The organism is Rhodococcus sp. MEB041, assembly GCF_030208955.1.
In the GTDB taxonomy this organism is placed as follows: Bacteria; Actinomycetota; Actinomycetes; order Mycobacteriales; family Mycobacteriaceae; genus Rhodococcoides.
In genome coordinates this window covers 48,150-72,833 of sequence record NZ_JARVSZ010000003.1, presented here as the reverse complement: position 1 = coordinate 72,833, position 24,684 = coordinate 48,150, and the positions used below count along the sequence as shown (strand labels likewise).

18 protein-coding genes and 1 tRNA gene are annotated in these 24,684 nt (G+C 68.3%); 7 read left to right on the top strand and 12 right to left on the bottom strand.

Annotated elements, in window-relative coordinates:
- Positions 1-7: 7 nt before the first annotated feature.
- From QRN16_RS10175 to QRN16_RS10155, 5 genes are all read right to left on the bottom strand, one after another.
- Positions 8-1,495 carry a penicillin-binding transpeptidase domain-containing protein gene (locus QRN16_RS10175; RefSeq protein WP_222637829.1) on the bottom strand — a complete coding sequence of 496 codons (1,488 nt, stop codon included), beginning with the start codon at positions 1,493-1,495 and terminating at the stop codon, positions 8-10.
- Entirely contained in the window at positions 1,492-2,976 is a 1,485-nt protein-coding gene (locus tag QRN16_RS10170; protein ID WP_285186911.1) for an FtsW/RodA/SpoVE family cell cycle protein, read from the bottom strand. The genes QRN16_RS10175 and QRN16_RS10170 overlap by 4 nt, the downstream gene beginning before the upstream one ends.
- Positions 2,976-4,436 carry a PP2C family protein-serine/threonine phosphatase gene (locus tag QRN16_RS10165; RefSeq protein ID WP_285186352.1) on the bottom strand — a complete coding sequence of 487 codons (1,461 nt, stop codon included), beginning with the start codon at positions 4,434-4,436 and terminating at the stop codon, positions 2,976-2,978. The genes QRN16_RS10170 and QRN16_RS10165 overlap by 1 nt, the downstream gene beginning before the upstream one ends.
- Positions 4,433-4,894 (bottom strand): FHA domain-containing protein FhaB/FipA, encoded by a 462-nt coding sequence (locus QRN16_RS10160; protein WP_027505924.1) that lies wholly within the window; start codon positions 4,892-4,894, stop codon positions 4,433-4,435. Before QRN16_RS10160 ends, QRN16_RS10165 begins: the two co-directional genes overlap by 4 nt.
- A gap of 138 nt (positions 4,895-5,032) precedes the next feature.
- On the bottom strand, positions 5,033-6,712 hold the full coding sequence (locus QRN16_RS10155) for an FHA domain-containing protein (RefSeq protein WP_285186333.1): 1,680 nt from the start codon (positions 6,710-6,712) through the stop codon (positions 5,033-5,035).
- A 275-nt stretch (positions 6,713-6,987) separates the two neighbouring features.
- On the opposite strand from QRN16_RS10155, the gene QRN16_RS10150 reads away from it, so the two are divergent.
- The 3 genes from QRN16_RS10150 to QRN16_RS10140 all read left to right on the top strand — a co-directional run bounded on the left by QRN16_RS10150 (position 6,988) and on the right by QRN16_RS10140 (position 13,578).
- Positions 6,988-7,073, top strand: a tRNA-Leu gene (locus tag QRN16_RS10150).
- Positions 7,074-7,517: 444 nt separating this feature from the next.
- Positions 7,518-12,119 (top strand): glutamate synthase large subunit, encoded by a 4,602-nt coding sequence (gltB, locus tag QRN16_RS10145; protein WP_222632497.1) that lies wholly within the window; start codon positions 7,518-7,520, stop codon positions 12,117-12,119.
- Positions 12,112-13,578: a glutamate synthase subunit beta gene (locus QRN16_RS10140; RefSeq protein ID WP_027505921.1), complete on the top strand. Its 1,467-nt coding sequence runs from the start codon at positions 12,112-12,114 to the stop codon at positions 13,576-13,578. Before gltB ends, QRN16_RS10140 begins: the two co-directional genes overlap by 8 nt.
- A 78-nt stretch (positions 13,579-13,656) precedes the next feature.
- On the opposite strand, the gene QRN16_RS10135 is transcribed toward QRN16_RS10140, so the two are convergent.
- Positions 13,657-15,168, bottom strand: a complete 1,512-nt coding sequence (locus QRN16_RS10135; protein WP_027505920.1) for an MFS transporter — start codon at positions 15,166-15,168, stop codon at positions 13,657-13,659.
- Between the two features lie 114 nt (positions 15,169-15,282).
- Between QRN16_RS10135 and QRN16_RS10130 the strand changes: the two genes are divergently transcribed.
- Together QRN16_RS10130 and QRN16_RS10125 are read left to right on the top strand one after the other, a co-directional pair.
- The gene (locus QRN16_RS10130) at positions 15,283-16,149 is read left to right on the top strand and encodes an NAD(P)-dependent oxidoreductase (RefSeq protein ID WP_222649999.1); all 867 of its coding nucleotides are present in this window, start codon (positions 15,283-15,285) and stop codon (positions 16,147-16,149) included.
- A gap of 97 nt (positions 16,150-16,246) precedes the next feature.
- A complete protein-coding gene (locus tag QRN16_RS10125) occupies positions 16,247-16,531 on the top strand; it encodes a putative quinol monooxygenase (protein ID WP_285186326.1) in 285 nt (94 codons plus the stop codon).
- A 1-nt stretch (position 16,532) separates the two neighbouring features.
- Here the strand turns inward: QRN16_RS10125 and QRN16_RS10120 are convergent, their stop codons facing one another.
- The 3 genes from QRN16_RS10120 to QRN16_RS10110 form a co-directional block, all read right to left on the bottom strand.
- Entirely contained in the window at positions 16,533-18,125 is a 1,593-nt protein-coding gene (locus tag QRN16_RS10120; protein ID WP_285186324.1) for a methyl-accepting chemotaxis protein, read from the bottom strand.
- A gap of 87 nt (positions 18,126-18,212) precedes the next feature.
- Positions 18,213-18,830, bottom strand: coding sequence for a histidine phosphatase family protein (locus tag QRN16_RS10115; protein ID WP_027505916.1), 618 nt, complete (start codon positions 18,828-18,830; stop codon positions 18,213-18,215).
- Positions 18,831-18,863: 33 nt separating this feature from the next.
- Positions 18,864-19,262 carry an MmcQ/YjbR family DNA-binding protein gene (locus QRN16_RS10110; RefSeq protein ID WP_285186322.1) on the bottom strand — a complete coding sequence of 133 codons (399 nt, stop codon included), beginning with the start codon at positions 19,260-19,262 and terminating at the stop codon, positions 18,864-18,866.
- Between the two features lie 680 nt (positions 19,263-19,942).
- On the opposite strand from QRN16_RS10110, the gene QRN16_RS10105 reads away from it, so the two are divergent.
- Entirely contained in the window at positions 19,943-21,571 is a 1,629-nt protein-coding gene (locus QRN16_RS10105) for a hypothetical protein (protein ID WP_222629350.1), read from the top strand.
- Between the two features lie 37 nt (positions 21,572-21,608).
- Here QRN16_RS10105 and QRN16_RS10100 read toward each other — a convergent pair whose 3' ends face one another.
- Both QRN16_RS10100 and QRN16_RS10095 read right to left on the bottom strand, forming a co-directional pair.
- On the bottom strand, positions 21,609-22,148 hold the full coding sequence (locus QRN16_RS10100) for a GNAT family N-acetyltransferase (RefSeq protein ID WP_285186318.1): 540 nt from the start codon (positions 22,146-22,148) through the stop codon (positions 21,609-21,611).
- Between the two features lie 2 nt (positions 22,149-22,150).
- Positions 22,151-22,954: a transglutaminase-like domain-containing protein gene (locus QRN16_RS10095; RefSeq protein WP_285186316.1), complete on the bottom strand. Its 804-nt coding sequence runs from the start codon at positions 22,952-22,954 to the stop codon at positions 22,151-22,153.
- A gap of 157 nt (positions 22,955-23,111) precedes the next feature.
- Between QRN16_RS10095 and QRN16_RS10090 the strand changes: the two genes are divergently transcribed.
- Positions 23,112-23,726: a maleylpyruvate isomerase family mycothiol-dependent enzyme gene (locus QRN16_RS10090; protein ID WP_051613396.1), complete on the top strand. Its 615-nt coding sequence runs from the start codon at positions 23,112-23,114 to the stop codon at positions 23,724-23,726.
- A gap of 67 nt (positions 23,727-23,793) precedes the next feature.
- Here the strand turns inward: QRN16_RS10090 and QRN16_RS10085 are convergent, their stop codons facing one another.
- Positions 23,794-24,672 carry an oxygenase MpaB family protein gene (locus QRN16_RS10085; protein ID WP_285186314.1) on the bottom strand — a complete coding sequence of 293 codons (879 nt, stop codon included), beginning with the start codon at positions 24,670-24,672 and terminating at the stop codon, positions 23,794-23,796.
- Positions 24,673-24,684 lie beyond the last annotated feature (12 nt).

The window sequence follows — 24,684 nt, the reverse complement described above, 5'->3', positions numbered from 1 at the left end:
GCGGGGCTCACCTCCCCTGCAATCCGGCGCCGAGCACTGCTCTCGCCACTGGTGCCGCGACGGACCCACCGGTGGCGGCGAGTGCGCGGTCACCACCGTTCTCGACGATGACCGCGATGGCGATCTTCGGGTCCTGTGCCGGCGCGAACGCGATGTACCAGGCGTGCGGAGGGGTGTTGCGCGGATCGCTGCCGTGCTCGGCGGTGCCGGTCTTGGATGCGATCTGCACCCCCGCGATCTTGCCCTCGCCGCCGGAGTTGTTCTCCGAGCCGACCATCAGATCGGTGAGCGTGGACGCGACCTCGGGAGAGATCGACTGGCCCAGCGACGTGGGCTCGGTGGTGTCGAGGGTCGACAGATCCGGACCCTGCAGCTGGGCCACCATGTGCGGCGCCATGCGCACGCCACCGTTCGCGATGGTGGCGGCGATCTCGGCGTTCTGCAGCGGTGTCAGTGCTACGTCGCGCTGGCCGATGCTGCTCTGACCGAGGGCGGCGTCGTCGGGGATCTCCCCGACGGTGCTGTCGGCGACCGGGATCGGCACGGCCTGGTTCGCCTCGCCGATGCCGAACGCGGACGCGGTGTCCTTGACGTTCTGGGTGCCGGCGTCGATACCGAGTTCCACGAAGGCGGTGTTGCACGAGCGCGCGAACGCCTCGCGCAACGACGCGGTGGCGCCGCCGCCGCACGTGGAGCCGTTGTAGTTCTCGAGCGTCGTCGACGTGTCGGGCAGCGTGATGGTCGGCGCCGCCGTGAGCTGGGTGTCCGGGGTGGAGCCGGCCGCCAGCGCCGCCGCGGTGACGACCACCTTGAACGTCGAACCGGGCGGGTAGGTCTGGGAGACCGCGCGGTTGACCAGGGGCTCGCCCGGATCGCTGCTCAGTCGCTCCCACGCCTGCGTCGACGTCTCGCCGTCGTGCGTCGCGAGCTCGTTGGGGTCGTAGCTCGGCGTGCTCACCATCGTCAGGATCTTGCCGGTGGACGGCTCGATGGCCACGACGGAGCCGGTGTAGCCCTTCGACGTCAACTGGTCGTAGGCGACCTGCTGCATCACCGGATCGATCGTGGTGACGACGTTGCCGCCGCGGGGGTCGCGACCGGAGAGCAGGTCGAAGAACCGCTTGCCGAACAGTCGGTTGTCCGAGCCGTTCAACACTGCGTCCTCGGACCGTTCGAGAGCGGTGCTCGAGTACAGCATCGAGTAGAAGCCGGTGACCGGTGCGTTGGCGGCCGGGCTGGACGGTGCCGCGGGGTTGGCGGGGTACGTCCGCAGGTACTTGTAGCGATCGTCGGTCGCGACGGAGGCCGCGAGCACCTGGCCGCCGCTCGAGATCTGCCCACGCTGGCGTGCGTACTCGTCGAGCAGCACCCGCGAGTTCCGCGGATCCGTTCGGAGGTCGTCCGCCTTGATGACCTGGACGTACGTCGCGTTCGCGAGCAGGACGACGATCATCGCCATGACGCCGATGGCGACTCTGCGCAGAGGTGTGTTCACGGTCGCTTCACCACCTCGGTGGGAGCGTCACCGATCGGAGCCGCCGGTCCGCGTTTCTGCGGCACGACGGGCGCCCGTGCGGCGTCCGAGATCTTGATGAGCAGGGCGACCAGAGCGTAGTTCGCGAGCAGCGAGGATCCTCCGTAGGACATGAACGGTGTGGTGAGACCGGTGAGCGGGATGAGCTTGGTGACGCCGCCGACGACGACGAACAGCTGCACCGCGATGGTGACGGACAGTCCGGCGGCGAGCAGCTTGCCGAAGCTGTCGCGCACCGCGAGGGCGGTGCGCAGCCCACGCAACACGAAGACCAGATAGAGCATCAACACGGCGGCCAGGCCGATGAGGCCGAGCTCCTCGCCGATGGTCGCGATGATGAAGTCGGTGCTCGCGAACGGCACCTGCGACGGCCGGCCACTGCCGAGCCCGGTACCGCCCATGCCGCCGGTCGCCAGACCGAAGAGCGACTGCGAGATCTGATAGCCGGTGTCGTTGTAGTCCGCGAACGGATCCAGCCATGTGTCGGTGCGGATCTTCACGTGCCCGAAGAACTGGTACGCGAGCAGGAAGCCGAGCAGGAGCAGCGCCACACCCACGACGATCCAGCCGACGCGCTCGGTGGCGACGTAGATCATCACCAGGACCGTGCAGTAGATCAGCAGCGACGTGCCGAGATCCTTCTCGAACACCAGGACGCCGATGGACACGATCCACGCGACGACGATGGGGCCGAGATCGCGGGCGCGCGGGAAGTCCATGCCGAGCACGTGCTTGCCCGCGGTGGTGAAGAGCTCGCGCTTTGCCACGAGCACCGAGGCGAAGAAGATGAGCAGCAGGATCTTCGAGAACTCACCGGGTTGGATGCTGAAGCCGGGCAACCGGATCCAGATCTTCGAGCCGTTGACCTCGGACAACGAGGAGGGCAGGACCGCCGGCAGGGCCAGGAACACCAGACCGCCGAGGCCCAGGGTGTAGCCGTACCGCGCGAGGGTGCGGTAGTCGCGGACCAGCACGAGGACAGCGATGAACCCGGCGATGCCCAGGGCCGTCCACAGGACCTGCTGCGTGGCGTCGGCCGACGGCTCTTCGATGCCGAGGTACACCGCCGACTGCTGCGCCGCGAGGTCGAGCCGGTGGATGAGCACCAGTCCGAGCCCGTTCAGCATGGCGACGACCGGGAGCAGCAGCGGATCCGCGTGGGTGGCGAATCGACGGACCGCGGCGTGGGCGACCGCGAACATCGCGAGGTAGGCGAGGCCGTACTTCGCCAGGTCCCAGGTGATGGCCTGCTCCTGGCTCGCCTCGACGAGCACCAGCGACACCGTGGTGATGACCGCGGCCGCGCCGAGCAGTGCCGCTTCGACACCGCGTCTCGTCGACTGCGGCGGGGCGGGGGCGAACCCACCGGGCGGGCTGGGGAACGAGGCGGACGACTGGCTGGGGGTGGGCCGGTTCGGGGTCGGCAGGTCCGGAGCGGACATCACGAACCCGTCCTGCAGGTCTGGCCCGCCACCAGCGTCGGCGTCGGTGCCGGGGTGGGCTCGATCGTGGTGGTCACGGGAGCCGCCGGATCGAACGGCACCGCCGGGTCCGGAGCGGGCGGTGCGGCCGTGGGAGCAGGCGTGGCCTCGGGGGTGGCGCTCGGCGTGGTGGTGGCGCTCGCCGGCGGCGTGCACGGGGGCAGCAGGTCACCGGACGCGAGTCGCGCCACCTGGGTGCGCGCGTCGTCGAGGGTGCCCGACGGCAGACCCGAGCGCACCTGTTCGCGTGCCGAGGGCTGGAGATCGTCGACACCCAGGATCGTGCAGTCGGCGTCGCCGGGAGCGCGCAGCTCGACCGTCGCGTCCTCGATGGCCGTGGCCCCGTCGCGGACGCAGCCGACCAGATCGACCTCCTGCAGCGAGAAGCCGAGCACCGAACCGGAGACTCCGCGCATCACCACCACGCGACCGTCGTCGGTTCCGACGTAGTAGTTACGTTGCAGCAGTTGCCATCCCACGACGAGGCCGACGACGAGAAGGGCGACCACGCCGAGGCCGGCGAGTGACCACCGGAGCTTGTGCGACTTCTTCTCCGGCACGGGCGGTGGTGTCACGACACGTTTCGGGGTGGTGCGGGGCGGCCGCATGGCGGCGGCGCGGCCGGCTGCCGTGTTCGGCGGCGGCGCGTCCTCCTCGTCGGACATCGACGCGGCTCCGGCGAGAATGGGGTGCGACTGGCCGTAGTCCAGATCGATGACGTCGGCGACGACGACGGTGACGTTGTCGGGGCCACCGCTGCGCAGCGCCAGCTCGATGAGCCGATCGGCGCACTCGTCGTTCTCGCCCTCGCGGAGCGTGTCGGCGATGGTCTCGCTGCTGACGACGTCGGACAGGCCGTCCGAGCACAGGAGATACCGATCCCCGGCGCGGGCCTCCCGCACCGTGAGCGTCGGTTCGATCTCGTTACCGGTGAGCGCGCGCATGATGAGCGACCGCTGCGGGTGCGAGTGCGCCTGCTCGGCCGTGATCCGGCCCTCGTCGACCAGGGATTGGACGAACGTGTCGTCTCGCGTGATCTGCGTCAGCTCGTCGTCGCGCAGCAGGTAGGCACGCGAGTCGCCGATGTGGACGAGCCCGATCTTTCTGCCGCCGAACAGGATCGCCGTCAGGGTCGTGCCCATGCCGTCGAGCTCGGGATCCTCCTCGACCTGCTCGGCGATGGTGGAGTTGCCCTCGCGCGTCGCCCGTTCGAGCTTGCCCAGGAGATCGTCTCCCGGCTCGTCGTCGTCGAGGTGGGCGAGCGCCGCGATCATGAGCTGGGACGCGACCTCACCGGCGGCGTGCCCTCCCATGCCGTCGGCGAGAGCGAGCAGGCGCGCACCGGCGTAGACCGAGTCCTCGTTGTTGGATCGCACGAGACCGCGATCGCTGCGCGCGGCGTAGCGGAGAACCAGTGTCACGGGCGCAGCTCGATCACGGTCTTGCCGACGCGGACGGGCGTGCCCAGCGGGACGCGCACCGCCGTCGTGACCTTGGCCCGGTCGAGGTAGGTGCCGTTGGTCGAACCGAGATCCTCGACGTACCAGTCACCCCCGCGAGGAGACAGCCGTGCGTGGCGCGTGGACGCGTAGTCGTCGGTGAGGACCAACGTCGAGTCGTCCGCCCGACCCATGAGGACCGGCTGCGACCCGAGCGTGATGCGGGTACCGGCCAGCGAACCCTGCGTGACCACCAGCTGCTTGGCCACCTTCGCCTTGCGGCCCTGCAGCGACACCGGTGACGTGCGGGAGCGCGGTGCCACGCGCAGCCCGGAGGCCGCATAGATGTCCGACCGCAGGGTGCGCAGCACTGCCCAGACGAACAACCACAGGATCAGGAGGAAGCCAGCTCGAGTGAGCTGCAGAATCAATCCCTGCACAGCGTGTCACCTCCTCGTGTCACCAGAAGCCGGGTCACGGCTTTCTCGGTCGCCCGGGGACGTCCCGTCTCGGAGCATCATAAGGGCAGGCGCCGACGGCCGGTGTCGGCCGCCGCACCCGTCGCCGGTCCGGTCGTGTCAGACGATGCGGACGAGGATCTCCGAATGTCCGGCGCGGACGATGTCGCCGTCGGCCAGCTGCCAGTCCTGGACCGGTGCACCGTTCACGGTCGTGCCGTTGGTGGAACCCAGGTCGGACAGCATGGCCACCCGGCCGTCCCAGCGGATCTCGAAGTGCCGACGCGAGACGCCGGTGTCGGGGAGCCGGAACTGGGCCTCCTGGCCGCGACCGACGACGTTGCCGCCCTCGCGCAGCTGGTAGTGACGGCCGCTGCCGTCCTCGAGCTGCAGGGTGGCGGCGAGCCCGCGAGACGCGGCCGGGCGGTCGTAGTCGTCCCCGTCCGCGACCTGCTGGTAGCCCTGTGTGGCCGGCTGGTCGTACGCCGCCGCGGCGCCGTACGCCCGCGGCTGTGCGGCCTGGCCGCCCTGGTCGTAGCCGCGCTGGTCGTAGTCGCCGTACGCCTGCTGACGGTCCTGACCGTGCTGGTCCTGACCGTGCTGGTCGTAGCCCGATCGGTCGTAGCCCGATCGGTCGTAGCCGCCCTGGTCGTAGCCGCGCTGGTCGTACCCACCCTGGTCGTACCCGCGCTGGTCGTAACCACCCTGGTCGTAGCCGCGCTGGTCGTAGCCGCGCTGGTCATAGCCGCCCTGGTCGTACCCGCGCTGGTCATAGCCGCCCTGGTCGTAGCCCTGCTGGCCGTAGGCGCGGGGATCGGGTCCACCCTGGTCGTACTGAGGACGGCCGTGACCGCGCGGATCCGCCGCCGGCTGTCCGTAGGCCTGGCGGTCGTACGGCTGCTGAGCGGGAGGCTGCTGGCCGTAGGCACGCGAGTCGTAGGGGGCGCGGTTCTGCGGCTGGCGTCCGTAACCCTGGTCGTAGCCGCCCTGCTCGTGACCCTGCTGGTCGTACCCGGCCTGGCCGTACCCCTGCTGGTCGTACCCGGCCTGGCCGTAGCCCTGCTGATCGTGCCCCTGTCCGTACGGTGCGCGTCCGTATCCGCCCTGCTCCTGACCGGCGGGCGGGCGGCCGTAGCCGCGGGCGTCCTGCTCGGAGTCGCCGTACGCGCGGGGCGGGCGCACCCGGTTCTCCGCCGCCGGGTCGACGCGGCCCGACGCCTCGGGGTCGTACGCCTCGGACGGGTACGCGCTGCCGTTGCGGGGGGCACGGGCGGCGACGCCCGATGCGGGCCGATCGTTGTCGCGGTCGGGCTCGTCGCCCTGGTTCTGAGTCCCTGAGTTCTGGGTCATGGGGCCGGCTCCTGATGTCGACGACGGTCGGTCTTGTGCAGTGGACTGGTGAGGTGGAGCGCTCTGCTGGGGTGACGCGTCGGGATCGACTGTTCCCGACGTGCGGAACTGTCCCGTGTGCAGTGTGGTGGACGGTTCGAAGCGGACCACCACGCGCCCGTACGTCTGCCATCCCTGGTCGGTGATGAAGTCCTGGAGATGGCGTGAGAAGGCGCGAGTGGTGAGGTCGTGGTCGGACGCGAGCCTGTCGTGATCCGACGGGCTGATGGTGATGACGTAGGCGTTGGGTGCCAGCAGATGTCCGCCGTCCAGCGTGCGGACCGACATGGTGGCCTCCTGCTGGAGGGCCGCCTCGACCTCCTGCGGCACCACACCGCCACCGAAGACGCGAGCGAAGGCGTCACCGACAGCACTCTGCAGCTTTCTCTCGAATCGCTGAACCACTCCCACGACACCCTCCTTCTCCGTCTTCGTCGGTACTGCGTCTCACATCGGTACTGCGTCCGTGCGTCGGAGACTCATGATGCTGGAACCGTCCCCGAGGCGTCCACGCCGCCGACGTCCGCGCAGGCCGTGCGGCCTCGCGTGTCCTTCCGTCGTGCGACTACCGATCCATGCTATACGCCCGGAACCGGTTCCCGGCCCCGCCTCGGGACCGGAAACCCGGACCGACGGTATGGATTTCTGCCCGAGTGACGGGTCGTGTTAATCTCGTCCCGTCGCTCGGGCGAGTGGCGGAATGGCAGACGCGCTGGCTTCAGGTGCCAGTGTCCTTCGGGACGTGGGGGTTCAAGTCCCCCTTCGCCCACCACACTGGCCGTAGCCGAGAAATCGCTACGGCCAGTAGTCTTTCATCGGACGTACGTCTCGGTGTGAGATCTCCGACGTCGAGCTCGTGCGCTCCCGGAGTATTCTCGTGAACGAACGCCGAGGTACCGCGCAACGTCGCGCACACACCCACACCACCGGGGGAACGACCAGGTCAGGCCCGAATGAGGATGCCCTGATTTGTGAATTCGACCGGTTCCTGACTTATCGTTCAGCTGCGGGGTCGACCCACAAGGATCGCCCCTGCCCGAAAACACTCGGTCACCACCTCGGAACGGATCGTTGTCCGAGAGTGGCCGGAGCCCCATCGGAGTGCGTGTTCAACGGTGAACCCGCTCTCGCATCGCCCCGCGGTGGCTCGCGTCGAATCTCGGACGTGGCCGCGCTCTCGCGGATCTTGGCTCGACTCGTCAGTTAGGCAAGACACATGCAGCTTCCCGGACACCGGTACCCATCAGCGCGCGGCCTCTACGATCCCGCCAACGAACACGACTCCTGCGGTGTCGCGTTCGTGGTCGACATGCACGGCCGACGGAGCCGCGACATCGTCGACAAGGCGATCACGGCGCTGATCAATCTCGAACACCGCGGCGCTGCAGGTGCCGAGCCCAACACGGGTGACGGTGCCGGCATCCTGATCCAGGTCCCCGACGCGTTCTACCGCGCCGTGGTCGACTTCGATCTGCCGCCCGAGGGTTCCTACGCCACCGGTATCGCGTTCCTCCCGCAGGCGCGCGCCGCGTCCGCCGAGGCTGTCGCCGGTGTCGAGCGTGTCGTGACCGAGGAGGGCCTCGAGGTTCTCGGCTGGCGCGACATCGAGACGGACGACGCCTCCCTGGGCGCGCTGGCGCGCGACGCCATGCCGACGTTCCGCCAGCTGTTCGTCGCCGCTCCCGACCGTGCACTGTCCGGCATCGATCTCGAGCGCCGCGCGTTCGTCGTGCGCAAGCGCGTCGAGCACGAACTCGGCCTCGAAGGCCCCGGCAAGGACGGTCCCGGACGCGAGTCCGTGTACTTCCCGTCGCTGTCGCCCTCGACCATCGTCTACAAGGGCATGCTCACGACGCCGCAGCTGCGAGGCTTCTACCTCGATCTGCAGGACGAGCGCGTCGTCAGTGCCCTCGGTCTGGTGCACTCGCGCTTCTCCACCAACACGTTCCCCTCGTGGCCGCTGGCACACCCGTTCCGCCGTGTCGCGCACAACGGTGAGATCAACACCGTCACCGGCAACGAGAACTGGATGCGTGCCCGCGAGGCCCTCATCGAGTCGGACGTCTTCGGGGGCCCTGAGAAGCTCGAGAAGATCTTCCCGGTGAACACGCACGGAGCGTCGGACACCGCGCGCTTCGACGAGGTGCTGGAGTTCCTGCACCTCGGCGGTCGCAGCCTGCCGCACGCCGTGCTGATGATGATCCCCGAGGCGTGGGAGCACCACGACAAGATGGATCCGGCTCGCCGGGCGTTCTACCAGTACCACTCGACTCTGATGGAGCCGTGGGACGGACCGGCGTCGGTGTGCTTCACCGACGGCACCGTCATCGGCGCGGTCCTCGACCGCAACGGCCTGCGTCCGAGCCGTCTCTGGGTCACCGAGGACGGCCTGGTCATCATGGCGTCCGAGGTCGGCGTCCTCGACATCGAGCCGTCGAAGATCGTGCGCAAGGTCCGCCTGCAGCCCGGTCGCATGTTCCTGGTGGACACCGCGCAGGGCCGCATCGTCAGCGACGACGAGATCAAGGACGAGCTCGCCGCCGAGCACCCCTACCAGGAGTGGCTCGACGAGGGTCTCGTCGAGATCGACGACCTGCCCGAGCGCCCGCACGTCCACATGACGCACGACCGCGTGCTGATCCGTCAGCAGATCTTCGGGTACACCACCGAGGAACTGACCATGCTGGTCGCTCCCATGGCCAAGGCGGGCGCCGAGGCCATCGGGTCCATGGGCACCGACACGCCCGTCGCCGTGCTCTCGAACCGCCCGCGCATGCTGTTCGACTACTTCTCCCAGCTGTTCGCCCAGGTGACGAATCCGCCCCTGGACGCCATCCGGGAAGAGGTGGTCACCAGCCTCGGCGGCACCATCGGTCCCGAGCGGGATCTCCTGCAGCCCAGTGCCGAAGCATGCCGGCAGATCGTGCTGAAGTCGCCGATCCTGCACAACGACGAGCTGGCCAAGCTGGTCCACATCAACGACGACGGCACCCAGGACGGACTGCGCTCCGTGGTGGTCCGCGGCCTCTACCCGGTCGCCGAAGGCGGTGAGGGACTACGTCGTTCGCTCGAGATCATTCGTTCGCAGGTCTCCGCGGCGATCGACGGCGGCGCGCGCATCGTCATCCTGTCCGACCGCGAGTCGAGCGAACGGCTGGCACCGATCCCGTCGCTGCTGCTGACCTCGGCCGTGCATCACCACCTCGTCCGGGAGAAGACCCGCACCAAGGTGGGGCTGATCGTCGAGGCCGGTGACGCCCGCGAGGTCCACCACATGGCCACCCTCGTCGGCTTCGGTGCCGCAGCGGTCAACCCCTACATGGCGTTCGAGTCGATCGAGGACATGATCGACCGCGACACCCTGCAGGGCATCGACTACGACAGTGCCGTCAAGAACTACATCAAGGCCGCCGGCAAGGGCGTGCTGAAGGTGATGTCGAAGATGGGCATCTCGACGCTCGCCTCGTACACCGGCGCCCAGCTGTTCCAGGTCATCGGCCTGTCGCAGGCCCTGGTCGACGAGTACTTCTACGGCGTGCAGTCGCCGCTCGGCGGCATCGACCTCGACCAGATCGCGGCCGACGTCGCGGTGCGTCACGGAGTCGCGTACCTGGACAACAAGTTCGAGCGCGCGCACCGCGAGCTCGAGACGGGCGGCGAGTACCAGTGGCGCCGCGAGGGCGAGTACCACCTGTTCAACCCGGACACGGTGTTCAAGCTCCAGCACGCCACCCGCACCGGTCAGTACTCCGTGTTCAAGGAGTACACCCGCATGGTGGACGACCAGTCCGAGCGGCTCGCGTCGCTGCGCGGACTGTTCCGCTTCAAGACCGAGGGTCGCACCCCGATCCCGATCGACGAGGTCGAGTCGGCACGCGACATCGTCAAGCGTTTCTCCACGGGTGCGATGAGCTACGGCTCCATCTCGGCAGAGGCGCACGAGACGCTGGCCATCGCGATGAACCGCCTCGGTGGTCGCTCGAACTCGGGTGAGGGCGGCGAGGACACCGCACGCTTCCTCCCCGACGAGAACGGTGACTGGCGTCGGTCGGCCATCAAGCAGGTCGCGTCGGGTCGTTTCGGTGTCACGTCGAACTACCTGACCAACTGCACCGACATCCAGATCAAGATGGCGCAGGGCGCCAAGCCCGGTGAGGGTGGCCAGCTTCCGGCGCACAAGGTGTACCCGTGGGTGGCCGAGGTCCGTCACTCCACGCCGGGTGTCGGCCTCATCTCGCCGCCCCCGCACCACGACATCTACTCGATCGAGGATCTGGCTCAACTGATCCACGACCTGAAGAACGCCAACCCGTCGGCGCGCATCCACGTGAAGCTCGTCTCCGAGGTCGGTGTCGGTACGGTCGCCGCCGGTGTCTCCAAGGCGCACGCGGACGTGGTGCTCATCTCGGGCCACGACGGCGGCACGGGCGCCACCCCGTTGACGTCGGTCAAGCACGCCGGCGCACCGTGGGAGCTCGGCCTGGCCGAGACCCAGCAGACGTTGCTGCTCAACGGTCTTCGCGATCGCATCGTCGTGCAGGTCGACGGTCAGCTCAAGACCGGTCGCGACGTCATGGTCGCCGCGCTGCTCGGTGGTGAGGAGTTCGGCTTCGCCACCGCGCCGCTGGTGGTCTCGGGCTGCATCATGATGCGCGTCTGCCACCTCGACACCTGCCCGGTGGGCGTGGCGACGCAGAACCCACTGCTGCGCAAGCGGTTCGCCGGTCAGCCGGAGTTCGTCGAGAACTTCTTCCTGTACATCGCCGAGGAGGTCCGCGAGTACCTCGCGGAGTTCGGTTTCCGCACGCTCGACGAGGCCATCGGCCAGGTCGCGCTGCTGGACACCACCGCGGCGAAGGATCACTGGAAGGCGTCGAAGCTCGATCTGTCGCCGATCCTGGACGTCGCGGAGTCGGCGTTCATGAACCAGGATCTCTACTGCACCGGCACGCAGGACCACGCACTGGACAAGGCTCTCGACCAGCAACTCATCGCGCAGAGCCGCGAGGCACTGGACAAGGGCGAGAAGGTCGAGTTCTCGACGCGGATCACCAACGTGAACCGCACCGTGGGCACGATGCTCGGCCACGAGGTCACCAAGGCGTACGGCGAGGACGGTCTGCCGGAAGGCACGATCGACATCACCTTCACCGGATCGGCCGGTAACAGCTTCGGAGCGTTCGTGCCCAAGGGCATGACGCTGCGACTGCAGGGCGACGCCAACGACTTCGTCGGCAAGGGTCTGTCCGGTGGGCGGATCGTCGTACGCCCGTCGCTCCAGGCCAACTCGAGCTTCGTCGCCGAGAACAACATCATCGCCGGCAACGTGATCCTCTTCGGTGCCACCGAGGGTGAGGCGCTCATCCGCGGTGTCGTCGGTGAGCGGTTCGCCGTCCGTAACTCGGGCGCCGTCGCGGTGGTCGAGGGTGTCGGTGACCACGGGTGCGAGTACATGACCGGTGGCAAGGTCGTCATTCTCGGCGAGACCGGCCGCAACTTCGGTGCCGGCATGTCCGGCGGTGTGGCGTTCGTCTTCGACCCGAACTCGACCTTCGAGGACAACCTGAACACCGAGCTCGTCGACATCGAGGAGCTCCAGGGTGACGAGTTCGCGTGGCTCAAGGACGCGATCACGCGGCATCGTGACGAGACCGGGTCCGAGGTCGCCGAGCGCATCCTCGCGGACTGGTCGCAGCAGGTCAATCACTTCGTGAAGGTGATGCCCCGCGACTACAAGAAGGTACTGCTCGCGATCTCCGAGGCCGAGAAGAACGGCGCGGACGTGGACGAGGCGATCATGGAGGCAGCTCGTGGGTGATCCACAAGGATTTCTGAAGAACACGTCGCGGGAGCTCCCGTCGCGGCGCCCCGTCGACCTGCGCCTGATGGACTGGAAGGAGGTGTACGAGGACTTCTCCACGGACACCCTCCGCACCCAGGCCAGCCGGTGCATGGACTGTGGCATTCCGTTCTGCCACAACGGGTGCCCGCTCGGGAATCTGATTCCCGAGTGGAACGACCTGGTGTACAAGGACCGGTGGCGCGAGAGCATCGACCGGTTGCACGCCACCAACAACTTCCCGGAGTTCACGGGCCGGCTGTGCCCGGCTCCGTGTGAGGCGTCGTGCGTCCTGGGCATCAACCAGGACCCGGTGACCATCAAGCAGGTCGAGGTCGAGATCATCGATCGCGCCTTCGACGAGGGATGGGTCCAGCCCGTCTACCCGACGTACCTCACCGGCAAGAAGGTGGCCGTCGTCGGTTCCGGTCCCGCGGGTCTCGCTGCAGCGCAGCAGCTCACGCGTGCCGGCCACACCGTCACCGTGTTCGAGCGAGCGGATCGCATCGGCGGACTCCTGCGCTACGGCATCCCCGAGTTCAAGATGGAGAAGCGCCACATCGATCGCCGGTTGGCGCAGATGGAGGCCGAGGGCACCATCTTCCGAACCGGTGTCAACGTCGGTGTCGACATCACCGCGGACGAGCTCCGAGAGGAGTTCGACTCGGTCGTCCTGTCGGGCGGTGCCACCAAGGCCCGCGACCTCGAGGTCCCCGGCCGCGAGTACGGCGGCATCCATCAGGCGATGGAGTTCCTGCCCTGGGCCAACCGTGTTCAGCTCGGCGACGACGTCGTCGACCAGTACGGCCAGCCGCCCATCACGGCGAAGGGCAAGAAGGTCGTCATCATCGGCGGCGGCGACACCGGCGCGGACTGCCTCGGCACGTCGCACCGTCAGGGCGCGGCCAGCGTCCACCAGTTCGAGATCATGCCCCGCCCGCCGGAGGAGCGCGCCGGATCCACCCCGTGGCCGACGTACCCGCTGGTCTACCGCGTGTCCTCGGCTCACGAGGAGGGTGGCGAGCGCGTCTTCTCCGTCAACACGGAGCGCTTCACGGGCGAGAACGGCATGGTCACCGGACTCGACGCGCACGAGGTCGAGTTCAAGGACGGTCGCTTCGCCAAGGTCGAGGGGTCGGACTTCCACCTCGAGGCCGACATCGTGTTCCTCGCGATGGGCTTCACCGGGCCCGAGAAGCCGGGCCTGCTCACCGATCTCGGAGTGAATCTCAACGAGCGCGGCAACGTGTCGCGGACCGACAAGTGGAACACCAACGTCGACGGTGTCTTCGTGGCCGGCGACATGGGCCGCGGTCAGTCGCTCATCGTGTGGGCCATCGCCGAGGGCCGCTCCTGCGCGTCCGCGGTCGATTCGTTCCTCATGGGAAAGACGGCGCTGCCCGCGCCGATCGTGCCCACCCAGGCACCCCAGCGGTAGCGAGCCCACACCCCCGGTACGAACAGAACACCCCCTGCAGCCTGCTGCAGGGGGTGTTCTGTGTCGGGAGTCGGTGCGTCAGCGCGCTCGACGGAACAGGACGGCGGCCGCGCTGCCGGCGATCAGCAGCGTGACGAGCGTGGCCCCGGACGCGGCGACGATGCCGTCCACGTACGCCTCGCGGGCGCGGGACGCGAGGTCGGGCCCGACGTCGGGTGACATCCGGCCGGCTTCGGCCAGGGTGCCGGCGAGCGTGCCGTCTCCGGACGTGTCGGCGGGCCCCAGCACCAGGCGGTACGTGGCCACGCTGATGGAGCCGAGCACGGCGATGCCCAGTGCCCCACCGAGTTCCGCACCCGTCTCCGACACGGCACCGGCCGCGCCCGCCTTCTCCGGTGCCGCGGTGGCGAGCACCCGATCCGAGCCGAACGTCGTGCCGGTACCCACACCGAACGCAGCGATCACCATGCCGCACAGCAGGATCGCGAGCGTGGCGCCCGACCCGACGTCCGAGGGGAGGGCCACCGCACCGATCACGACGGCACCGACGAACATCACGGAGATGGCGCCGACGAGGATGACGGCCGGCGGGCGGCGCTTCATGATCAGGGGGGCCGTCAGTGAGGCGGTGGCCGTCGCGATCGCCGGGATCAGCGACCACAGTCCCGCCTCGAGGGTTCCGAGCCCCATGACGAGCTGAAGATACTGCGACAGCATCAGATTGAAGCCCGTGATGATGAAGACCGACACGAGGATGACGATCACCGCGACGGAGAACGCCGGGGTGCGGAACAGATCGAACTCGATGACGGGGTGCGTGCTCGCGCGTTGACGTCGCACGAACCACCAGCCGACCAGGAGCCCCACCGCGAGCGCGGCGGCCACCTGCCAGTCGAGGCCGTTCTGCGCGGCGTGCTTGAGCGCGTAGACGATACCGAGCATCGCGACGATCGAGGCGCCGACGGCGGGCAGGTCGAAGCGGCCGGGGTTCGGGTTCTTCGCCTCGGGCAGCATCACCGGAGCGGCGATCAGCAGGACCACCATGATCGGGATGTTGATGAGGAACACCGAGCCCCACCAGAAGTACTCGAGCAACGCGCCCGCGATGACCGGGCCGAACGAGCCACCGCCGGCGAATCCGGCCGTCCAGATTCCGATGGCGACACCGCGCTGCACGGGGTCGACGAAGAGCTTGCGCAGCAACGACAGTGTCGACGGCGCGAGGGTGGCGCCGCCGATTCCGAGAAGCACCCGCGAGGCGATGAGGGCCTCCGGGGTGTGCGAGAAGGCGGCGGCGACGGACGCGATGCCGAAGACGAGCGACCCGATCATGAGCAGCCGACGGGTGCCGATGCGGTCGCCGAGCGAGCCCATCGTGACCAGTAGGCCGGCGAGCATGAAGCTGTAGATGTCGAGGATCCACAGCTGCTGCGAGCTGCTCGGCTGGAGATCCTCGGTCAGCGAGGGCAGGGCGAGGTACAGGACCGACATGTCCATCGAGACGAGGACGATGGGGACGACGAGGACGGCGAGACCCCACCACTCGCGACGCCCCGCCCGTTCGGTGGCGGGCGTGTCGGTGCTGGTCATGCGTGATCCGTTCGAGAGTGCGTGTGGTGGTGCTCCGTGAGGGGAACACCCTGCATTGCAACACACGGAGCGGGTCGGAAAAGAATCCGCTCCAGCCGGTGAGAGGGAACGAACATGCGGGTGGCAGTACTGGGAACCGGAACGATGGGCGCGGGCATGGCGGGGTCTTTGCTCCGCGGCGACCACGAGGTGACGGTGTGGAACCGCAACGCCGATCGCGCGGCGCCGTTGAAGGACCAGGGGGCGACCGTCGCGGACGATCCGGCGGCCTGCGTCGCTGACGCCGACGTGATCGTCACGATGCTCTACGACGAGTCGGCCACCGCGGACACGGCCACCACCTTCCTGTCCGCGGTGAAGGACGGCGCCGTGTGGGTCCAGTCCGCGACCGTCGGTCCGGCCGGCGCCCGACGGCTGGCCGATCTGGCGCAGCACCACGGGGTCGCCTTTCTCGACTGCCCGATGCTGGGGACCAAGGAGCCGGCGGAGTCGGGCAAGCTGACGGCGCTGGCCTCCGGACCCGCCGAGGCGCTCGAGTCGGTGCGCCCGGTGCTCGAGTCGTTGACGGTGAAGATCGTGAACGCGGGGACGGCGCCCGGCCGGGCGAGTGCGCTCAAACTGGCGTGCAACGCGATGGTGTCCACGCTCACGGCGGCCACGGCGCAGTCACTCGCGATGGCGTCGGAACTGGGCCTGGAGCCCTCGCTCGTCCTCGAGGCGCTCGACGGTGGTCCGATCAACGCGCCGTACACACAGATGAAGGGCCGCTCGATGATCGAGCGCGACTTCACCCCGTCGTTCGGGATCGACGGCGTGGTCAAGGACGTCGACCTGATGATCGATGCGGTGGATCCGCGCACCTCCCGCCTGCTGCAGGCCGTGCGCAGTGCGTACGTGGACGCGAGCGTCGCGGGGCACGGCGCCGACGATCTGGCGGCCGTCGTCACGGCCTTCGAGAACGACGAGGGGTTCCAGGGCTGAGTCGTCAGCGGGCAGTCGGGCGATAACCGACGCCCGCCGCCGCTCCTCGCCGTACGTTCGGGTGGACCGATGACGAACGAGCGAGACGAGAACGACGATGAGTGATCTGCACGTGGTGGCCACCATTCCGGTGACGGACGGCTTCGACGAGGTGCTGGAGGCGATGCGGCAGTTCGCCGTTCTCACGCGCGAGGAGGACGGCTGCCTGGAGTACGACGTCTACACCTCGAACGCGGCGCCCGGCACCATCGTCACCGTCGAGGTGTGGCGGGACCAGGCGGCCCTCGACGGGCACATGGCGTCACCGCACATGGCCGACGTCATGGGTCGCCACGGCGCCAAGCTGGGCGCCCTGGCGATCCACCCGTTGACGCCCGCCTGAGTCAGGCGAGGCGCGGTTCGTCCCGGTAGGCCGCGCGGTCGTCCTCCGGGTCGGACCGGGCGACGAGCGAGTAGACGAGACCGGACACCGCGAGCAGGGCGACCATCACGAGGACGGCGAGCCAGCCGGTCGAGTCCATGGCGTCCGCCGCGATGCGCTCGAGTCCGGCGGCGAGCCACCCGACGGGCGTGAAGGCCGCGGCCTTGCCGAAGACGGAGCTGTCGGGCGACCCCACCAGGGCTCCGCCTGCCAGGACGAGCTGGACGAGCAGCAGCACCAGGTTGATCGACTGGCCGACGGCACGGCCGAACGCCATCTGCACGGCGCCCGCCGCGGCGAGGAACGCCGCAGAACCCAGGAACAGGAAGACGATGCCGCCGAGGAGCGAGCCGAAGCTGAGACCGTCGCCGACGAACCAGTAGGCGATACCCGCAGCTGCGGTGACCGCGAGGGCCCCGAGGACGGGTGCGATGCGCGCCACGCGGTCCCGACGCGTCAGCAGGCGCATCAGGCTCACGGCGGCAGCCGCGGCCACGGCCACCAGTGCCGCGATCAGGTAGTAGTTCGACGGGGTGCTTCCCTGCACGACGAGGGTGGTCTGCGTCTGACCGTTCTCGTCGGTGGTCGTGGTCGCCGCTACTGCGTTGGCCGCGGGCAGCGAGGTCTGCGCGGTCTTCACGTTGGTCTGCAGGCTGCTGACGACGCCGCCGATCGGCTCGATGCCGGTCGTGATCTGGTCGGTGCCCGCCTTGAGCTGCTTGCCGCCGTCGTCGAGCTGGATGATGCCGTCGTTCAGCTGGCCGGCGCCCGTGGAGAGCAGCGCGCTGCCGTCGACGGCAGTGTTCACGCCGGTGACGAACTCACTGGACGGATCGTCGAGCTGGAACGCGAGCAGGGCGGCGCCGTCGCGCAGCTGGTTGATCTGGGAGACGGTGTCGGGGCCGATGCCCTGCGCGTTCAGCGTGTCGATGAGCTCACGCAGCTGCCGTGCCGCGTCGGTGGTGATCGGGTTGTTCAGCACCTCGATGCGGTTCGCGACGTCCGCGATGGACGAGGTGACCTGAGCCTGCTTCTCGCCGAGCGCCAGCAGGGGTGTCGTCAGCTGGTTCACGCCGCCGCTGATCTGCACGGCGCCGTCACCGAGCTGGCCCACTCCGCCCTGCAGCTGCACGAGTCCGCCTGCCAGCTGGGAGTTGCCGTCCGCGAGCTGCTGCGACCCGGAGCGCGCCTGCCCGAGGCCGTCGGAGAGCTGGGTGACTCCGTCGGTGAGCTGCGGCGCCGCGTCGGTCAGCTGAGTGAGTCCACCGCTGAGCAGGCTCAGGGGCAACTGCGTCTGGGTGAGAGCCGAGCGCGTCTTCGCCAGCGGGTCTCCCGCAGCGGGGGTGCCGCCGTCCGTGGCCTCGGAACCGTCTGCCGAGGTGGTGGTCTCGGAACTGCTCTGCGAGGCCAGGGGAACGACGTCGTTCCCGCTGAACGACGCGTAGAGGCCGGCCAGGAGCAGGGGGAGGGCGATCACGAGAACGACGATCACGGGCCGCGACAACGTGGCGACGAGACCCGAACGCGGGGCACCGTGTGATGAGGGAGAAGTCATGATACTGCTCAGGCTAACCGGTGCCGACGCGCTCGACGGACCGTGCCGAGCACCGATCGTGCCCGTAATGCCCGGTGACCTGCGCGATTAAGAAGTCGGTGAGGATCGCGCCCGGTTCCGGGGGAGCAGATCCCACACGTGCTGCGTCTCGTTCACCGACGCTACCGTACGTCTGCCGCTGCGCGAGAACAGTATTCGCGTGACCGAGACGTAGTCGATCGGGAAGGTCAGAGGCATGGCGGTGCCGAGCAGATCCTGCAGGTGGACGTTGATCACCCCGCCGTGGGCGAAGATCGCGACCGTGTCCTCCGGCTCCGCGTCCCGCACCACCGAGGCGATGTCGTCGAACACCCGTCGGCGGAAGGCGTCGGCGTCCACCGCGCTCGGCAGATGCCCGGCCTTGATGCGCTCGAACTCGGCGGGGAACTTCTCGCGCGCCTCCTCGATGGGGAGGTAACCCGGGAAGTCCCGGTCGTACTCGGCCAGACCGTCGAGCACGTCCACCGGGAGTCCGGTGTCCGCGGCGAGCGGTTCCGCGGTCTGCCGGGCGCGCAGTTGTGGACTGCTGACGATGCGCGCGAGCCGATGGGCGCGCAGCCCGTCGGGCACGCGCGCGGCCTGCTCGAGTCCCAGCGGTGCGAGTGCGGGATCGGCATCCGCGTCGGAACGCAGTGGCAGAGCATGGCGGATCAGCAGCAGTTGCACAGCGGCCACTGTCTCACGGCCACTGTCTCGCGGTCATGAGAGCGTTCGGAGTTCCGCGACCAGCCGGGCGGGCGCCGTCCGCCGGAACGACATGTCGAGCAGTTCGTCGACCTCGGCCCAGTCGGGGGTGCCGATCGTCAGGTCGAGTCCTACCCAGCCGCTCGCCGCGGTGTACGCGGGTTCGAAGAATCGCTCGTCGTCCAGCAACGCCGCTCGCTCGTCGGTGTCGGGCAGAACCTGCAGCGACCGATCCCAGCGGGTGGAGTGATGGTCCCCCTTCACCGTGGCGCCGTAGATCGCGAAGACCTTCGTGGTGCGGAAGTTCGGGCGGCCGTGGGAGACCTTCTCGGTGGCGCCCGGCAGGCGTAGGGCTCGTTCTCGCACCGTTGCCAACAACGGATCGTCGTCGCGGAATCGCACGGGATGCTCCATGACCAAGGAGACTAGGCCCTCGTCACCGAGCCGGGCGGTCGATGTGCGGAAGCAGGTGGACCGTCGATGGGCACTGTTGTCCGCGCCTCGCGTCGGTACGCCAAGACGTGGGTTCAGCGGCACCGACAGAACCTGCGTGCGTGGGGACGGTCAAAGGCGGACGCTCGCATCAAGGATGTGCGTTGGACACCAAGAGGGTCACCACCCGCTTTCCAGAACGGCCTGATGAATGGTCCTGCAAGTCGCGATCGAGGGGACTGTTAATTCGAAGTAGTCCATTTGGCTGACTGTGTAGTCGCTCCTGGCCCGGGACACTTCCCACAGTCGTATCACTCCGTCGAAACGGGCCATTCGTGAAGTACCACCTCCGGCGGACCGTCATCGCCTCGGTTGCAGTTGTAGCAGCGCTGCTCGTGCCTGTAGCCACATCTGAGCTGCATCCCGCATCAGCTGAACCTGCTGCTGAGCCCACGGCCGTCGACTCCAGCTCGAACACACCAATTTTGTCCCAGCCGCTCATCAGGACCGAGGAGCCCGCGCCGTCGATTGTGGGGAACCACACGGACGCGGCCACGACCGAGGGGCCCGCACCGTCGATTGCGGGGAACCACACGGACGCGGCCACGACCGAGGGGCCCGCACCGTCGATTGCGGCAGATCCCGCGGAAAGCGCCGGAACCATGACGGCTCAGACCGAAGTGGTCCCCACCGCAACAGGTTCCACGCCTGCGACATCGACGGCGTCCACGGCTACCGGACCCGACACTGCCTCTGACGCAGCCGGCGGCGCCGAACGGCAGGCGACACCGGGTCGACAAATCACGCCGACGACCGATCCTGTCGCCAGTGCCGCCGTCACCGTTGCTCTCGCTCCCCCCGCACCTGTCAACGCGCCGATCTCCGCCACCGGCGGCTTCACTCGATTCGGAACAGGAGTGAGATACGTCAACGACACAGGCGCAGAGATCATCGTGTTCACGATGATGGACGGCGACGTCGTTGCATCGCAGACCGTGGGCCCGGGCGATTCGGCCGACCTCCCGTTCTGTGCGGGCGCGTCGTCTGAATGCTCGTTCGGTGCCTCAGTGTCCGGACGTCCCTATTCTGACGATCTGGAGGCCGGCATCTCGATCGATGTGACCGGTCAGCCTTGGACAGGACGCGTCGAGACGACCGTGGAAGGTGTGTCACCGGGCTTCGCCGATGGATTCACTGGAGACCGAACATCTCCGGCCTATACGAACAGCTCGACCAGTGCAGTTACCGTCCACGTCACCACCGGTATCGGATCCACGAGTCATGAAGTGCTGCCCGGATCGACGGTGGTATTGCCGGGCTGCGAGGGTGACTGCACCTACGACGTCCTCGAAGGTTTCGACGGCCCGCACGTCTCGTCGACGTTCGTGACTGCCGACGGAGTCGAGAACCAGTTCAGCACCGGATATGGCTCCGTCATCGTGAAGACCGCAGAGGGTTTGAGTTACACCAACACGTCGTCGGAGACGATGGTGGTCGGGTACAGCTTCGCGGGCGATATCTCCGCTCAGGTGACGGTTCGACCGGGCTCTACTGTGGTCGTTCCGGCATGCCCCACAACGGTGACAGAGTGCCAGTACCTCTTCGGACCTGTCATCGGCAGTGTGGACAACTCCACCGCTTTCGTCGTCACCAATCAGTTCCTCGAGGACATCGATCCGACTCAGCCGACGGACCCGGGAAGTGAACCGGTGCCGAACGTGCCGGGTCAGCCCGCCGCGGGGCCGGCCCGATCCGGCCGATCGTCGACTGGATCGAGTCGCCCGACCACGGATCGCACCCGCCCCGGCGCACCCTCCATCAGCGTCGAGAACCAGCGGCCGAACCGTCGCCCGGCTCTTCCCAGCGACAATTCCAACGGATGGGCGGTGCCCATCGATCAGCTCGACATCTGCGGCAACATCGGTGGCCTCGCCAATCTGACGCGCTCAGGATCGGTATCGAATGTTGCATTACTATGTCCTGCAACAAAATTCGGCTATCAACTCGGCAATGGCGACATCGGTGGAGCATTCTCGACGGCATGGGGTATGGGGTGGGGACAAGTTTCCTCGGTTCTGAAGACCCAGGGTCCAGTTGGGTATCTGTCGAGTGTCGCGATCGATACCTGGACGTACACCATCTCCGAGGCGACCAAAACCGATTTCAGCCGTCAAAGCGTGTCCAACACCGTTGCGTATGCAGTCGCTAATCCGCGCGTCGTGGCGCAGGAGACTGTGAAGGCAGTCGGGGTGGTTGCAGCAAACCTCTGGGCAGCGTTCCTCCCCTGGTGACAGGGTGAGACCGTGCCACGGTAGATGGCCCGCGTCGTCACCTTCCGGGGCGGTCGATCGCCATCACCACGTGGTCGGTGGGGTCGATCGGATTGTCCGGGGTGAGGTGGGCCTCGGCGACACGTCGGTACCCGGCCTTCTCGAGCGCCCGCCACGACGCCACGTTGCCCGTGGCCACCGGCACGACGACGCACGTCGCGCTCGGGTACCGCCGCCACGTGTCGGCCGTGAACTCGATCAGCACGCGGGTGCCGAGGCCGTGCCCGACGAGGTGCGCCTCGCCGATGAGGTAGTCGATGGTGACGGCCTCCGCGGGCACCGCCCAGAACGGCGCCAGCTCGTCGACGTACTCCGGGTAGTCGTGCCACCGGGCGCGCTGGAGCAGGCCGACGGGGGTTCCGTCGTCGAGAGCCAGCACGTCCTCGGACGGCTCCTCGCCGCGGGCGGACGCCCCGAAGTCGCGGGCGACGGCCTCGGCGGTGACCTCGTGGTTCCACCACCGCGCCACGTGGGGGTGCGACAACCAGCGCGCGAGCAGCGGAAAGTCGTTCTCGGTGACCCGCCGGAAGGTGATCATGCTCAGCGCATGGACACGAGTTCGTGCACGTCGTCGTACGGGAGCATCCCGTCCACCGTGGCCATGACCTGCATGCGGTCCAGAACGATGTAGCCGTCGTGGTTGTCGAGGAACGCGGTGTCGGACGCGTCCCGCCCGGTCGCGATCCGCACCAGGCTCTGCCTCGGGGCCAGCCGCGTCGCGTCGACCACACACCAGACACCGTCGACGTAGGCCTCCGCGACGGCGTGGAAGTCCATCGGGTCGCAGCCGGGTGCGTAGACCGCGACGAGTCGGGCCGGCACGGTCATGGCGCGCAGCAGTGCGACGACGAGATGCGTGTAGTCGCGGCAGACTCCGCTGCCCGCGAGGAGCGTGTCGGTGGCGCCGTCGATGGGGTCGCTGCTGCCGGGTACGTAATGGAGACGGCGGCCGACCCAGGCGGACACGCGCTCGAGCACGTCGGCATCCGAGGTGTAGCGCCCGAACTCGGTCGCGGCGAAGCCCAGGAACTTGTCCGATTCGCTGTACCGGCTCGGCCGCAGGTAGACGGACAGGTCTCGCTCGACCACCGGGGCGGGATCCGCCTCGCCTTCCACGCGGGCGCGGTAGTCGACGACGAGTTGTCCACGCCCACAATCGAAACGGTGGATGCGCCCGCCGGTCTCCGCGCGGATCTCCGTGGGTGTGATCTCCTCGCCGTCGAGCCGGAACGACAACGATTCGGTGACCGTCGTCCCCGGTAGCTGCGCGACCGCGATCTGGAACTCGAGGTTGGTGGGGTCGACGACGGTCACGTCGAGGTGGGCAGATACGTCACGCGTCACTACCGCATGATGCCACCGGTCACGGGCGGAAGATCGCCCGGACCGCGTGTGGTCCGGAAGCCCCGCGCTTCGATGACTTTCGATCCGCCGCCATGTCTGTCCAGTGGCAGGCCTGTCCAGTGGCAGGTCTCGAACACGACGGAGGATGTGGAGTCGCATGTCGAACGAGTTGGACAGAGAGCGCGTCGCGGCACTGACCGCGACGCAGAGGCAAGCAACGGTCGCGGTACTCGAAGGACTGTCGAACACCGAGTGGCAACAACCGACTCTGTGCGAGGGTTGGACCGTTGCCGACCTGGCGGCGCATCTGTCGATGTCTTTTCGGGTGAGCTTGCCCAAGTTGTTGGTGACGATGATTCGAGAACGCGGCAGCTTCGACCGCGCGGCCGACCGTCTTGCCCGCCGTGACGCCGCGACGATGGGCCGAGTCGAACTGATTGCCGCGCTCCGAGACAACATCACCACCGAGTGGAGTCCACCGGGAGGTGACCTCGTCGATTCGTTGTGCCACGACGTCGTTCACGGACTCGATCTGACGGAGGGACTGGGACTGCCCGCGACCGCCACGACGCCGCAACTGGAGGTGGTGCTTCGCACGATCGAGTCCAGGAATCGGATGGCCTATTTCGGCGCCGACCTCGACGGGTGTGCACTTCAGGCGTCCGACATCGACTTCCGCATCGGAGACGGCGACACCTTGATCTTGCCGGCGAAAGCGGTTGTCCTGATCCTCACCGGCCGGGCGACCGTGCACGATCATCGTGGAGCGTGACAGATCGGCCCCCGACTCCGGCACGGCCGCACCTGTGATCCGATGCCCGGGAGGCCCGCCGCCCTCCTCAGCCCGCTTCGCGCCCATCCTGCGCCGTCGGGCCCGCGCCCAGTGCCCACCGGATGGCGGTGGTGACGGCGATGCCGCTCGCGCGCACGGCGGTGGCCTCGGTGATCGGAAGGTAGGGCAACCGGAGGGGGAAGCGGGTCCAGCGCGGCATCATCGACACCGCCACCGACGACAGCAACCCGTAGGCGGGGCGTACTGCCAACGCAATCGGTGGGTTGAGCAGGATGAAGCGGGCGGTGCGACGTGCTGCGGGAGTGCCGCGCAGTTCGGGCCGGTACATCGCCAGCATCTCGTTCAGCTCGTCGACCGTCTCGGGCACGTCCTCGGCGCCGAGCCCGCGTGCGACCCAGGCCGACTCCCGGACGTAGGCGTCGCGGCCGCTGGCATCGAGAGGTCGGGCACCGTAACGATCGTGCGCGCGCAGGAAGCTGTCGATCTCCGCGACGTGGACCCACCGCAGCAGGTGCGGATCCGACGCGGCGTACGGCCGCCCGTCCGGCGCGACACCCGTGATGCGCTTGTGCACGGCGCGCACGATCCGCACGGCGCGCTCCGCGTCCTCGATGGTGCCGAACGTGGTCTCGGCGAGGAACGTGCTGGTGCGTTGCAGACGGCCCCACGGGTCGCCGCGGTAGCCGGAGTGCTCGTCCACGGCAGCCATCGCCAGCGGGTGCAACGACTGCAGGAGCAGGGCGCGCATTCCGCCGACGAACATCGACGCATCGGCGTGGACGCGCTGGATCGCCGAATCGGGGCCGTACCGACGCGGCCCCTCGGCCAGGTGGATCCGGTCGCGTCGAGCGGGGCCCTCGTCGCCCGCGACCCGCGCGAAGATGGTCTCGCCCACTCGGGTCTGGACCGTGCGCAGAGGATTCATCTCTCCAGTGTG